Source organism: Martelella sp. (assembly GCF_984369615.1).
In genome coordinates, this window is record NZ_CFHTCS010000095.1 from 1 (window position 1) to 13,236 (window position 13,236).

Annotated in this window: 13 protein-coding genes; 8 read left to right on the forward strand and 5 right to left on the reverse strand. The window is 63.8% G+C overall.

The genetic code is table 11. From position 1 onward, the window contains the following. The coding region (locus tag AC5DC2_RS09930) for an ATP-binding protein (RefSeq protein ID WP_491698362.1) at positions 1 to 875 on the forward strand (875 nt) is incomplete at its 5' end. A gap of 4 nt (positions 876 to 879) precedes the next feature. On the opposite strand, the gene AC5DC2_RS09935 is transcribed toward AC5DC2_RS09930, so the two are convergent. From AC5DC2_RS09935 to AC5DC2_RS09955, 5 genes are all read right to left on the reverse strand, one after another. Further along, positions 880 to 1,221 (reverse strand): tRNA-binding protein, encoded by a 342-nt coding sequence (locus AC5DC2_RS09935; protein WP_061449705.1) that lies wholly within the window; start codon positions 1,219 to 1,221, stop codon positions 880 to 882. Next, positions 1,222 to 2,043: a pyrroline-5-carboxylate reductase gene (gene proC / locus AC5DC2_RS09940; protein WP_024707553.1), complete on the reverse strand. Its 822-nt coding sequence runs from the start codon at positions 2,041 to 2,043 to the stop codon at positions 1,222 to 1,224. A 1-nt stretch (position 2,044) separates the two neighbouring features. Then, positions 2,045 to 2,545, reverse strand: a complete 501-nt coding sequence (locus AC5DC2_RS09945; RefSeq protein WP_024707554.1) for a type III secretion system chaperone family protein — start codon at positions 2,543 to 2,545, stop codon at positions 2,045 to 2,047. A 464-nt stretch (positions 2,546 to 3,009) separates the two neighbouring features. Continuing rightward, positions 3,010 to 5,613, reverse strand: coding sequence for an ATP-dependent chaperone ClpB (gene clpB / locus AC5DC2_RS09950; RefSeq protein WP_491698363.1), 2,604 nt, complete (start codon positions 5,611 to 5,613; stop codon positions 3,010 to 3,012). Positions 5,614 to 5,803: 190 nt separating this feature from the next. Then, complete coding sequence (locus tag AC5DC2_RS09955) at positions 5,804 to 6,430, reverse strand: ribonuclease D (RefSeq protein ID WP_024707556.1); 627 nt, start codon at positions 6,428 to 6,430, stop codon at positions 5,804 to 5,806. Positions 6,431 to 6,607: 177 nt separating this feature from the next. Here AC5DC2_RS09955 and AC5DC2_RS09960 point away from each other — a divergent pair, with 177 nt between their 5' ends. From AC5DC2_RS09960 to AC5DC2_RS09990, 7 genes are all read left to right on the forward strand, one after another. Beyond that, positions 6,608 to 6,988 carry a hypothetical protein gene (locus tag AC5DC2_RS09960; RefSeq protein WP_491698364.1) on the forward strand — a complete coding sequence of 127 codons (381 nt, stop codon included), beginning with the start codon at positions 6,608 to 6,610 and terminating at the stop codon, positions 6,986 to 6,988. Continuing rightward, positions 6,981 to 7,628, forward strand: a complete 648-nt coding sequence (locus tag AC5DC2_RS09965) for a DedA family protein (RefSeq protein WP_024707558.1) — start codon at positions 6,981 to 6,983, stop codon at positions 7,626 to 7,628. Before AC5DC2_RS09960 ends, AC5DC2_RS09965 begins: the two co-directional genes overlap by 8 nt. 129 nt (positions 7,629 to 7,757) lie before the next feature. Further along, a complete protein-coding gene (locus AC5DC2_RS09970; protein ID WP_491698365.1) occupies positions 7,758 to 9,515 on the forward strand; it encodes an alkaline phosphatase in 1,758 nt (585 codons plus the stop codon). Between the two features lie 310 nt (positions 9,516 to 9,825). Further along, positions 9,826 to 10,284, forward strand: coding sequence for a hypothetical protein (locus tag AC5DC2_RS09975; protein WP_491698366.1), 459 nt, complete (start codon positions 9,826 to 9,828; stop codon positions 10,282 to 10,284). A 31-nt stretch (positions 10,285 to 10,315) separates the two neighbouring features. Further along, a complete protein-coding gene (locus AC5DC2_RS09980) occupies positions 10,316 to 10,993 on the forward strand; it encodes an ABC transporter ATP-binding protein (RefSeq protein WP_491698367.1) in 678 nt (225 codons plus the stop codon). A 3-nt stretch (positions 10,994 to 10,996) separates the two neighbouring features. Beyond that, the gene (locus AC5DC2_RS09985) at positions 10,997 to 12,403 is read left to right on the forward strand and encodes an ABC transporter permease (protein ID WP_491698368.1); all 1,407 of its coding nucleotides are present in this window, start codon (positions 10,997 to 10,999) and stop codon (positions 12,401 to 12,403) included. Between the two features lie 123 nt (positions 12,404 to 12,526). After that, positions 12,527 to 13,236 (forward strand): AEC family transporter (locus AC5DC2_RS09990; protein WP_491698369.1); only part of this gene is annotated, 710 nt, incomplete at its 3' end.

Below are 13,236 nucleotides of genomic sequence, written 5' to 3' on the forward strand. Positions count from 1 at the left end.
CCCGCCGCTCGATGACCTATGCCTCGAACACGCATATCTTCATCCTGTGGATGGTCGGCACGTCGCTGGTGCTGATCGGGATCGCAACGCTGTTCCTGCGCGGCCAGATCCGCCCGATCCTCAGGCTCACCCAGGCGGCGGAGGACTTCGGCAAGGGCCACCGCTCCTCGCGCCCCTTCACCCCGCGCGGCGCCATCGAGATCCGCCGCGCCGGCCTTGCCTTCATCCTGATGCGCGAGCGCATCGAGCGGCAGATCGAACAGCGCACCACCATGCTGAACGGCGTCAGCCACGACCTGCGCACCATCCTGACACGGTTCAAGCTGCAACTCGCCCTGATCGGCGACAGCCCCGAAGTCGAGGCGCTCAATCTCGATATCGAGGAAATGCAGAAAATGCTGGAGGGCTATATCGACTTTGCCCGCGGCGATGCCGAGGAGGTCACCGGAACGGCCAGCCTTTCTGCCCTGTTCAAGCGCCAGCAGGAGGATTTCGAACTGTCGGGAAAGTCGCTGGAATACGTCATCGTCGGCGATGATGCGGTGACGGTGCGGCCCAATGCCTTCGCGCGGCTCATCGCAAACCTTGCCTCCAATGCCAAGCGTCACGCCAACCGCCTGGAAATCACCGCCGAACACGGCGAGAAATGGCTGACGATCTCCTTTGACGATGACGGGCCGGGCATCGCCCCGGACATGAGGGAGGAGGTGTTCAAGCCGTTCCTGCGGCTCGACAATGCCCGCAACCTCGATTCCTCGGGCACCGGCCTCGGCCTTGCGATCGCCCGCGACATCGCGCGCGGACATGGCGGCAATGTGGTGCTCTCGGAAAGCCCGCTCGGCGGGCTCAGGGCAACCATCCACATTCCGTGCTGATTGTTCAGTGAAGCTTCGCGCCGTTTTCGACCGGCTTGTCGATGGCCGCCAGCACGATGTCGCCATTGGCATCGGCCATGCCGAGGGTCAGCACTTCCGAGCGGAAGGGGCCGATCTGGCGGGGCGGGAAATTCACCACCGCCATCACCTGCCGGCCGACAAGGGTTTCGGGCGTATAGTGCACGGTGATCTGCGCGGACGATTTCCTCACGCCGATATCGGGGCCGAAATCGATCTTCAGCTTGTAGGCCGGCTTGCGGGCCTCCGGAAAGGTCTCCGCCTCGATGATCGTGCCGGCGCGGATATCGACCTTCAGGAAGTCGTCAAAGGTAATCTCGTCCGTCATTCAGCCCGCCAGTTCGCGTGATCGGTTGCAGGCGGCTTCCAGCGCCCGGTCGAAGACCGGCTGCAGGCCGTCCTCGGCCATCAGCTGCTCGAGCGCTGCGGCCGTCGTGCCGCCGGGCGAGGTGACATTCTTGCGCAGCGTGCCGGCGTCGTCCTTCGAGCCGTCCATCAGCGCGCCAGCGCCGATCACCGTGCCGCGCGCAAGCCGCATCGCAAGCTTCTCGTCAAGCCCGAGCTTGCGGCCGGCTTCGGCCATGCACTCGACCAGGTAGAAGGCATAGGCCGGACCGCTGCCGGAAATCGCGGTGACGGCGTCGATATCCGCTTCCTTTTCCACCCACTCGACCTGGCCGACGGCGGCAAGAAGCGTATCCGCCTCCTCGCGCGCGGCCTCGGTGACGAGGCCATTGGCAAAGGCGCCGATGACGCCGCGACCGACCATGGACGGCGTATTGGGAATGGTGCGGATCATCGCCAGCTTTCCGAGCCGCTCCTCGAAATAGGAGAGCGTCTTTCCGGCGGCGACCGAGATGATCAGCGTATTCTCGTCTATCACCGGGGCCAGCGTGTCGAGCACGGCATACATGACCTGCGGCTTGACGGCGAGAACCAGTATTTTGGCCTTGATATCATCCGGCGGCGCCACATGGTGACGGATGCCGCTGCGATCGAGCAGGCTCTTGATGCCGTTTGAAGGGTTCGGATCGATCACCGTGATCGCCTCGCGACGCACCCCGCCCGCGACCCAGCCCGAAAGCAAAGCGCCGCCCATATTGCCGGCGCCAACCAGCACCAGTCCTTCGATTTCGCCGAGGTCTGCCATATCAGGCCTCTCCAACCGTTTCGAACATCACCGCCTTCATCGCGTCCTCGGCAGACATGCCGGACCAGACGACGAACTGGAAGGCCTGGAAGTAATTCTCGCACGCATCGAGCCCGTTGGAAAGCGTGCCCTCCACCTGCTGGTTGGTGGGCTCCGCGCCGCCCGCCAGAAGCAGCGAATGGCGGAAGACCACCACATTCTCATGCGGCCAGAAATCGAAATGGCCCATCAGAACCTGGGAATTGACCCTTGAGAGCAGACGCACCAGTTCGGTCACGCGATGATCGGGCACACGCAGGTCGAAGGCGCAGGCAAGGTGCAGCGCCTCATGCTGGCTCATCCACGAGAATGAGACGTGATAGTCGGCCCAGCGTCCGCCGACCGTCATGGCGATCTCATCCTCGCCCGAACGCTCGAAACTCCAGTCATTCGTGGATGCCACGAACTCGATCATGTCGACCGGATTGTTCAGACGTTCAATTTCCAAAAGACCAAGACCCATGAACCACCTTTTCCGGCTGCCCGCTTCCGGTTCCGGCCAGTTTCCTGACCGGCCTCCCCGCAATGCGCCACCGGCTTAATTTCGAATCATCTATTAAAATCAGTGTATAACGCGCAAACGCCAACACCAGCCCCCAGGCCGCGGCTTTGCCATCATCGGTCGTTTTCGCGTTCGGAAAATGATTCAGGGGCAGGGCCTAAATGATTCAGTGAATTGCCTTTTTTAACCATGTCCACAGGCCGGATTTTTTTTGGGGGAAGTCGCTGAAAGAATGCGCAAACACTGTTTCCGGGCTTGGGGACGCCCAGTTCCGATGACAGCGCTGGCTTGCGGGCGCGGAAAAGCAGGCCCGCGCGGGCCTGCCGAAACGGCCGATGCGCCCGCCGGCGATGCCGGCGCGTGCATGAAATGCGTGAAGGCCGCCCCTGGAGGCGGCCTTTGCTGCTTTGTCCGGATTGCCGTAATCAGGCGACGTCCTGCAGACGCCCGGAGAGCGTGAACAGCAACCGGTCGGAGCCCGCATCGACCTTGACATGGGCGCCGTCGGCGATTTCGCCGCCGAGGATCCTCTCGGCCAGCGGATCCTGCACCGCCGTCTGGATCACGCGCTTCAAGGGGCGCGCGCCATAGGCCGGGTCATAGCCCTTCTCGGCGAGCCAGTCGCGAGCTTCCGGCGTCAGCTCGATCTCGATCTTGCGGTCGGACAGAAGCTTTTCGAGCCTGCCGAGCTGAATATCGACGATCGCGCCCATATCCTCGCGATGCAGCCTGTGGAACAGGATGATATCGTCGACGCGGTTCAGGAACTCCGGCCGGAACGACGCCCGGACGACCTCCATCACCTGCTCGCGCGCGGCCGAACTGTCCTCATTTTCGCCAAGCTGGGTCAGGAACTCCGAGCCCAGATTGGAGGTCATGATGATGATCGTGTTGCGGAAGTCGACCGTGCGGCCCTGGCCGTCGGTCAGCCGCCCATCATCGAGCACCTGCAGCAGCACGTTGAAGACATCCGGATGGGCCTTTTCGATCTCGTCGAACAGGACCACCTGGTACGGCCTGCGGCGCACCGCCTCGGTCAACATGCCACCCTCGTCGTAACCGACATAGCCGGGAGGGGCGCCGATCAGGCGGGCCACGGAGTGTTTCTCCATGTATTCCGACATGTCCATGCGCACCATCGCCGTTTCGTCGTCGAAGAGGAAGCGGGCGAGCGACTTGGTCAGTTCCGTCTTGCCGACGCCGGTCGGGCCCAGGAACATGAACGAGCCAATCGGGCGGTTCGGGTCCTGCAGGCCGGCGCGCGCCCGGCGAACGGAGCGGGAGACCGCCTGCACGGCATCCCCCTGGCCGACGACCCAGCGGGCCAGTTCGTCTTCCATCCGGAGCAGTTTCTCGCGCTCGCCTTCCAGCATCTTGTCGACCGGGATACCGGTCCAGCGGGAGACGACCTGGGCGATATTGTCCGGCGTGACCACTTCCTGCAGGATGGAATCGGTGACCGTGTTGTCCTCGGTTTCGGCTTCGGCCAGTTCCTTTTCCAGCTTCGGGATCGTGCCATAGGCAAGCTCGCCCGCCTTCTGGTACTCGCCGCCGCGCTGGGCGATCGCGAGCTCGTTGCGGGCCGCATCCAGCTGCTTCTTCAGGTCGGCAGCCTTGTTCAGCTTGTTCTTTTCCGACTGCCAGCGCGCCGTCAGCGTATCGGCCTCTTCTTCCAAAGAGGCGAGTTCGCCTTCAAGCCTGGAAAGCCGGTCCTTCGATGCCGTGTCGGTTTCCTTCTTCAGCGCCTCGCGCTCGATCTTCAGCTGGACGATCCGGCGGTCGAGTTCATCGAGCTCTTCCGGCTTGGAATCCACCTGCATGCGCACGCGGCTTGACGCCTCGTCCATCAGGTCGATGGCCTTGTCCGGCAGGAAGCGATCGGTGATGTAGCGGTTCGAAAGCGTCGCGGCGGCCACAAGCGCACTGTCGGAGATGCGCACCTGATGGTGCTGCTCGTATTTCTCCTTCAGGCCGCGCAGGATCGAGATCGTGTCCTCGACCGTCGGCTCGGCAACCATCACCGGTTGGAACCGTCGGGCAAGAGCCGCGTCCTTTTCGACATGCTTGCGGTATTCATCAAGCGTGGTCGCGCCGACGCAGTGCAGCTCACCGCGGGCAAGCGCGGGTTTCAGCAGGTTGGACGCATCCATGGCGCCATCGGCCTTCCCGGCGCCGACCAGGGTGTGCATCTCGTCGATGAACAGGATGATCTTGCCGGCTTCGGCCTGAACCTCGTTCAGAACCGCCTTCAGCCGTTCCTCGAACTCGCCGCGATATTTCGCGCCCGCAATCAGCGCGCCCATGTCGAGCGCCATCAGCTTCTTGTCCTTCAGGCTTTCCGGCACATCGCCATCGACAATGCGCAAGGCAAGGCCTTCCGTGATCGCCGTCTTGCCGACGCCGGGCTCACCGATCAGAACCGGATTGTTCTTGGTCCGGCGCGACAGCACCTGGATCGTGCGACGGATTTCGTCGTCGCGGCCGATCACCGGATCGAGCTTGCCGTCGCGGGCATCGGCCGTCAGGTCGCGCGCATATTTCTTCAGAGCGTCATAGCCTTCCTCGGCGCTGGCGCTGTCGGCGGTGCGGCCCTTGCGGATCTCGTTGATGGCCGCGTTCAGCCCGTTCGGCGTCACGCCGGCGCCTTCCAGCGTCTTCGCCGTCGACGCGGATTTCTCGATCGTCAGCGCCAGAAGCAGCCGTTCGACCGTGACGAAACTGTCGCCGGCCTTCTTCGCTGCCTCCTCGGCGGTGTTGAAAACCTTCGCCAGCGGCTGGGAGAGATAAATCTGGCCGTTCCCGCCGGAAACCTTGGGGATCCGGGCGAGCGCCGCGTCATTGGCGAGGCGCGCCTTCTTGGCATCGCCCCCTGCCCGCTCGATCAGCGAGGCGGCCATGCCCTGTTCGTCGTCGAGCAGCACCTTCAAGAGGTGCTCGGCGCCGAACTGCTGATGGCCTTCGCCGAGAGCGTAGGTCTGCGCGGACTGCAGAAAGCCGCGCACGCGTTCGGAATATTTCTCGATATTCATGTCCTTGCCTCCATTCCTCGCCCGGCCCTTTTGAAGCGACAGGACGATGACCTAGAAAAACCCCCTCAGCGAGGCGGGCCTGATTATGCGGCGCAAACGCCGCTCAAGGTCTGATATGGGTGCAGACAGGATGGCTTTAAAGAGCACCGCCGGAGAATTTGTTGCTGATATGCAACACCGGCTAAGCCCCTCAGCTATGGGCAAAAATGTCGGTTTCCTCCCACCCCAGAAGGTCGAGCTTGGCCCTGGTCGGAAGGAAGTCGAAGCAGGCGCCGGCGAGCGCCATGCGGTCCTCGCGCATCAGCCGTTCCATCAGCTTGTCGCGCAGGCGGTGGAGATAGAGAACGTCGGAGGCGGCATAGGCGAGCTGCGCCTCGGAGAGCGTTTCCGCCGCCCAGTCGGAGGATTGCTGCGCCTTGGATACATCGACCTCGAGCATCTCCTTCAGATTATCCTTAAGACCATGCCGGTCCGTATAGGTCCGCGTCAGACGCGAGGCGATCTTGGTGCAGAACACGTTCTCGGTCGTCACGCCGAATGTGTAATAGAGAACGGCGATATCGAAACGACCGAAATGAAAGATCTTCTGGCGCGAGGCATCGGCGAGCATGGCGCAAAGGTTCGGCGCTTCCTTTTGGCCCGCATCAATCTGGATAACGTCCGCCGTCCCGTCGCCCGGCGAGATCTGCACCACGCACAGCCGGTCACGACGCGGCACCAGCCCGAGCGTTTCCGTGTCGATCGCGATCGCGCCGGTATAGCGGGCGGCATCCTCGGCCGGAATGTCGTTTCTGTGGACGCGGATCTCTTCGTTCATCCATTCTTCTCCGTGGGCTTTCGTGCTGCAACGTCATGGGGTCATAGCGGATCGCCGGGCAAGACGATAGAAGAAAAGCCCGTATCGAACGCAATCGGCGGGCGCCGGCGGGCGTTGTGCACGCGCCCCGGAATGGCTATCTGGGGACACTTCTGAGAAAAGCGAAAGGCAAGGACGATGACTGGCAGGAGGATTATAGCGCCACTCTCTGCGCTCTGGAGGCGTCACCGGGGCCTCTGCGTCGCATTCGTCGTCACCGGCTTCATCACGCTCGTCTTTGCCCTGCAGTTCGTCCTTTCCGTCTTCTACTGGCGCAATCCGGAAAACCGGAACCTCGAACTCAAGGGCTGGATGACGCTGGGCCATGTCGCCATCGCCTATGACATCCCGGCGGAAGAACTTGCGGAGGAGCTGGACCTCGTTCCCGACAGTCGCAGCCGGCGGATGATGCTCCGCCAGATCGCCCGCATCAAGGGCATCTCGCTTGAAGAACTGGAGGACGAGATCGCCCACGCCCTCGATGATTATGAGGACGAAAAGGCCGAGCGCGATGAGTGAGCAGCTTCTGGCGCTGCTGCCGGTCTACGGCGTGCCCGTGATCGGCTTTGCCGTATTTCTGGCCTGTTGCGGCATTCCGCTGCCGACGGCCGTGATCATGCTGTTCGGCGGCTCGCTTGTTTCAACGGGCGACCTGACCTTCTGGGCGGTCTACACGGTCTGCGTCGCGGCGGCCTGCAGCGGCGACCAGGTCGGTTACTGGGCCGGACGGATCGGCGGCACCGGCTATGTCGAGCGTTTTGCCGCGCGCGGGCCGAAGCGCCAGCGCCTCGTCGACCGCGCCCGCGACTATCTGGAACGCCGGGGCGTCATCGCGATCTTCATCACGCGCTGGCTGCTGGCGATGATCGGCCCCTACATGAACCCGGTCGCGGGAGCGGCGGGCATGCGCTGGAAACTGTTCATTGCCGCCGCCATTCCCGGGCAGATGCTCTATGTACTGATCTACACGCTGCTCGGCCTGGTCTTCTCCCACAACATCATCGCCGTGGCCCAGATCGTCGGCAATGCCAGCGGCTTCCTGGCGGCGGGCGTGGTCACGCTCGCGCTCTTCTGGTACATGACCCGCGTCCTGCATTTCTCCTGGAAACGGCGACGCCGGCGCTATCTGAAGCCGCGCGGCCGGCGCAACCGGCACTGAGACCGAGGCGCCCTTCCGCAATGCTTCAGGGCGTCATCAAAACGCAGTCAAAACGTCATCGAGATGTAATGCCGCGGGACTATCGCGGATGCGCAGCTATCTTCACACACTCTTTACCAAGAGGTTTCCATGCGCGCACGTCTCGCACTTCTCGCAGCCGCGACCTGCCTTGCCGGCACGGCCCAGGCCGCCACGATCTATCCCCTCGACCGCGCCACCATCCTGGTCGGCTCGCCCTTCGATTTCAAGGTCGAACTCGATTCGGTCCATGACGCAGGCGACATCGAAGTCACCGTCAACGGCGAAGCTTACGCGGACGTCTTCGGCGCCGACGCCGAATTCGTCTCCGACGAAAAGGGCAAGAACGGCGAAAGTCTCGGCTCCGCCCTGATCCTGCGCGAGCTCGCCCTCGGCGAGGCCGGCGACTACACCGTTGCCGTCAAGGCCGGCGACGAGACGAAGGAAGTCACCTGGACCGTCTATGACACGCCGGAAACCCCCAAGGCCAAGAACATCATCTTCTTCGTCGCCGACGGCATGTCCATGGGCCACCGTTCGGCTGCCCGCATCATGTCCAAGGGCATGACCGAGGGCAAGGCCGACGGCCGGCTGAACGCTGACGACCTCGACCGGATGGCGATCATCGGCACCTCCTCGACCCATTCGGTCGCGACCGACTCGGCCAACACCATGTCGGCCTACATGACCGGCCACAAGACCCGCGTCAACGCGCTCGGCGTCTATGCCGACCGCACGCCCGACAGCCTGGACGATCCCAAGGTCGAGACCATTGCCGAGGCGCTGCGCCGCCAGACCGGCAAGTCGATCGGCGTCGTCTCCACCGCCGAGATCGAAGACGCGACGCCGGCCGCCGTTGTCGCCCACACCCGCCTTCGCGCAGACAAGGCCGAGATCGTCGGCATGTTCTACGACGTGAAGCCGGAAGTCGTCCTCGGCGGCGGTTCCGCCTACTTCCTGAAGTCGGATGTCCCCGGCTCCAAGCGCAAGGACGAAAACGACTATATCGCCATGTTCCAGGATGCCGGCTACACGGTCGTCACCTCCGCCGACGAGCTGGCTTCCGCCGAAAAGACGCAAGACGGCAAGCTGCTCGGCCTGTTCCACACCGGCAACATGGATTCGACTCTTGACCGCAAGTTCCTGAAGACCGGCAGCGTCGACAAGTTCCCGAACCAGCCCGGTCTCGTGGACATGACCACGGCGGCAATCGACCAGCTTTCCAAGAACCCGGAAGGCTTCTTCCTGATGGTCGAGGCCGCCAATGTCGACAAGATGTCGCATCCGCTCGACTGGGACCGCGCCGTCATCGACATGATCGAGTTCGACCAGGCCGTCGGCGCCGCCATGGAGTGGATGAATTCCAACCCGGACACGCTGATCGTCGTCACCGGCGACCACACCCACGGCTTCTCGGTCATCGGCACGATCGACGATGAGGTCCAGGCGGACGAGATGCGCAACAAGGTCATGACCTATGACGACGCCGGCTTCCCGAACTACACGGACGAAGACGGCGACGGCTATCCGGACAAGGTCGACGTCTCGCGTCGCCTGGCCATGTTCGCCAATAACTTCCCCGACTACTACGAGACCTTCCGCCCGAAGCTGGACGGTCCGTTCGAGCCGGCCGTGAAGGACGAGAACGGCCGCTACGTCGCAAACGAGGCCTACAAGGATGTTCCCGGCGCGGTTCTGCGCACCGGCAACCTGCCCTATGACGCCTCGACCGGCGTTCATGCCGTAGACGACGTCCTCCTGCAGGCGACCGGCCCCGGCGCCGAAGGCTTCAAGGGCTATATGGAACAGTCCGACGTCTACGAAGTGCTGGCCGATGCCTTCGCCCTCGGCAATAGCCAGAAGCAGTAGGCTTCACGTTCGAGACGGGACCGGGCGGACGTCGCCCGGTCCTCAGACTACCGATGAACCTACTCTTTCTACGGACGTCATCCTCGGGCTTGTCCCGAGGATCTAACCACGATCCCGCACGAGCGGAGTAGCGTTTTGGAAGAAGTTGTATTCCAAATGACTTCTCGTCCGGGACGCCTGCCGAGTAGAGGCGTGCTTAGGTGCTCGGGACAAGCCCGAGCATGACGGCGGAGATTGGAGCAGGCTTTGTCAACCAGCTGGGGTCCGGGCGGCTTACGCCCGGTCCTTTCCCGTCAGGAGAACTGATCCGATGACCACTCTGCCCTTTTCCCGCCGCGGCCTGCTTGCCGCAGCAAGCGCGCTCGGCGTCGGCCTTGCCCTTCGCCCCGCTCTTGCCGCCGCCGCCGACCTGAATTTCGATGAACTCTACGGCTCGTTCAGTCCGCTCGGCCTCGAATTTTCCGACAAGGTGAAGGACCTCACCGGCGAAAAAGTTTCGATCCGCGGCTTCATGGCGCCGCCGCTGAAGGCCGAGGCGCAGTTCTTCGTGCTCTCCGAAATCCCGATGGCGCTCTGCCCGTTCTGCTCTTCGGATGCCGACTGGCCGGAAAACATCGTCGTCGTCTATCTCGACAGGAAACAGACCTTCGTCCAGCCGAACCAGATGATCGAGGTGACCGGCACGCTCGACCGCGGTTCCTGGGTGGATCCCGAAACCGGCTTCGTCAGCCAGCTGCGCCTGAGAGACGCGCGCTACAAAACCATCTGACCGCCCGCCCGCAAATCCGAAAGCCGCCCCCATGCTGCCCCTTCGCCTTGAAGATGTCGCCGTTGCCTTTCCCGGTCTTTCCGCGCCGGTGCTCGCCATCCCCGCCCTCGACATCGCCCCCGGGGAGTGCGTGGCCATCACCGGCCCTTCGGGCTCCGGCAAGAGCACCTTCGTCAACATCATCACCGGGCTTGAAAGGCTGAAGACCGGCCACACCCGCTGGGGAGAGATCGACCTGGCGGACCTCCCCGAAGGCAGGCGCGATCGCTGGCGCGGCGAAAATATCGGCCTCGTCATGCAGGACTTTCATCTGTTCCCCGGCCTCTCAGCCTATGACAACGTGCTTCTGCCCGCCCGTCTCGCCCATGCTGCCGACCGTTCACGCCTGGATCGTGCAAAGACGCTGCTTGAGACCGTTGGCATTGCCCGTCACGCGCAGAAGGTCGAGACCATGTCGCGCGGCGAGATGCAGCGCGTCGCCGTCGCCCGCGCTCTGCTGCGCGAGCCCGCCATCATCGTCGCCGACGAGCCGACCGCAAGCCTTGACAGCGCAGCCGGCGCCGTTGTCGGCGAACTGCTGCTGGAACTGGCGCGGGGCCTTGGCAGCACGCTGATCATCGTCTCCCATGACGAGCGTCTGGTGGCGCCGATGGATCGCAGGATTTCGCTTCTCGCCGGCGCGATCGCCTCTGACGAACGGAAGGGCTGAGCCATGTTCCGCTTCATCTTCTCCGATCTGAAACGCCTGTGGGCCGGATCGGCCGTCATCGTGCTGCTGATCGCCCTTGCAACCGCGCTCGGCGTCACCATCACCCTGCAGGAGCGTGCGCTGCGGCTCGGCTCGGCGCGGGCTTCGGAAAAGTTCGACCTGGTGATCGGCGCGCCCGGCAGCGAAACGCAACTGGTGCTATCCTCCGTCTTTCTGCAGCCCTCCGACCTGCCGCTGATGGACGGCGACCTGTTGCCCGAACTCAATGACGATCCGCGCGTTGCCTGGGCGGCGCCCATCGGCTTCGGCGATTCCTATGCCGGCTATCCGATCGTCGGCACCACCACGGCGCTCATCGAGGCGACCGTGCCGGGCTTTGCCGAAGGCGGGATATTTCTCCACGAGGGTGACGCGGTGATCGGCTCGGCCGTCGATCTGGCCGTCGGTGACGAGATCAAGCCGATGCACGGCACGGCCGAGACGGGGGGCCACACCCATACAGAACTCGCCTATCACGTCACCGGCAGGGCCGAACCCACCGGAACGCCCTGGGACCGCGCGATCCTGGTGCCGATCCAGGCGGTCTGGCACATCCACGGCCTCGGGCATGAGCATGAGCATGAAACCGAGGCGGACCATGATCATGATGCGGAAGCGGATCACGATGACGACCACCAGCACGCGGAGGCGGTCGTCGCGGCGGCGGATCACCATGATGACGACCACGACGCCCATGAGGCGGAAGAGCCCCATGACGGCGACCATGATCACGCGTCCGACGAACACGCGTCCGGGGACCACGACGAGGACGAACATCACCATGGCGCCGAGGCCGCCGCGCCCATCGACGAGCGCTGGCACCGGGGCGAGACGCCCGGCCTGCCCGCCATTCTGGTGAAACCGAAATCGATTGCCGACGCCTATCGGCTTAGGCAGGACTATCGCGAGGCCGACGGCACGGTGGCGGTTTTCCCGGCCGAGGTTCTGACGCGCCTTTACGCCACGCTCGGCGATGCGCGACAGGTGCTGACGGCAATTGCCATCGGCGCGCAGGCGCTGGTCGCAGCCGCGCTGATGCTGGTGACCGTCATCCACGTGTCCCAGCGCCGGCGCGAGATCGGCGCGCTCAGGGCTTTCGGCGCGCCCCGCAGCGCGGTGTTCTCCATCGTCTGGCTCGAACTCTTCTCGCTGATCGGCCTCGGCATCGCGATCGGCTATGGCGCCGGCTTCCTCGCGGCGCGAACGATCTCGCGTTCGATCATGGCCGAGCGCGGGGTCGACATGCCCGTCGCCTTCGTCGGCTCCGACGCCGGCAACGCGCTGCTCCTTGTCGTCGTCGCCGCCATCCTTGCTGCGCTTCCGGCCCTGCTGGCCTACCGCCAGCCTCCGGCCGCCGCGCTGAAGGGCTGAGATGCCGGACCGACGCCGCGCGCGCCGCGCCAGGCTTGACACCCCCGCAGATGCGGAACATTTTCGCCGCAGCGGTTCTCCCTCGCGGTCTCCTTCCGACAGCTGCCGCTGCGAAAGCCCGTCATGTATGAAATCTTCAACAATGTCGTCCCGATCTTCTCCCTTATCCTGATCGGCTGGGCGACGGTCCGCCTGCGCTACATGAGCGCCGACAATGCCGGTGTGCTGACGGGCTTCGTCTTCAAGATCGGCCTGCCGCTCCTGCTCCTGCGCACCATAGCCAGCGCCGATTTTCAGAATACCGGGCCGGTGAAGATCTGGATCGCCTATTTCGGCGGCGTCGCCATTGCCTGGGCGGCGGCGGCGCTGATCTCCCGCATCGTCTTCCATAGGGACCCGGCTTCCGCCGTGATCATCGGCCTTTCGGGGACCTTTTCCAATATCGCGCTTCTGGGCATCCCGCTTGTCAGCCATGTGGCCGGCGATGCGGCCCTTGTCGCGCTGTCACTGGTGCTTGCGATCCACATGCCGGTGATGATGGTGACGGCGACCGTGCTGGTCGAACGGGCAAAGGCCCATGAGGGGGGCGCGATCAGCAATCCGGCGAAGGTGTTCGCCACGATCGGCTACAACCTCGTCACCAGCCCGATCGTCATCGGCCTTGCCGCCGGCGCGCTGATGCATCTCTTCTCCATTCCGGTCGAGGGACCGGTCGGAACAGTGATCAACATGCTCGCCGGCATGGCGGCCCCCGTCGCGCTGGTTGCGATCGGCATGACGCTGACGCAGTACAGGGTCACCGGCAATGTCGGCCTGTTTTCGACGATCACCTT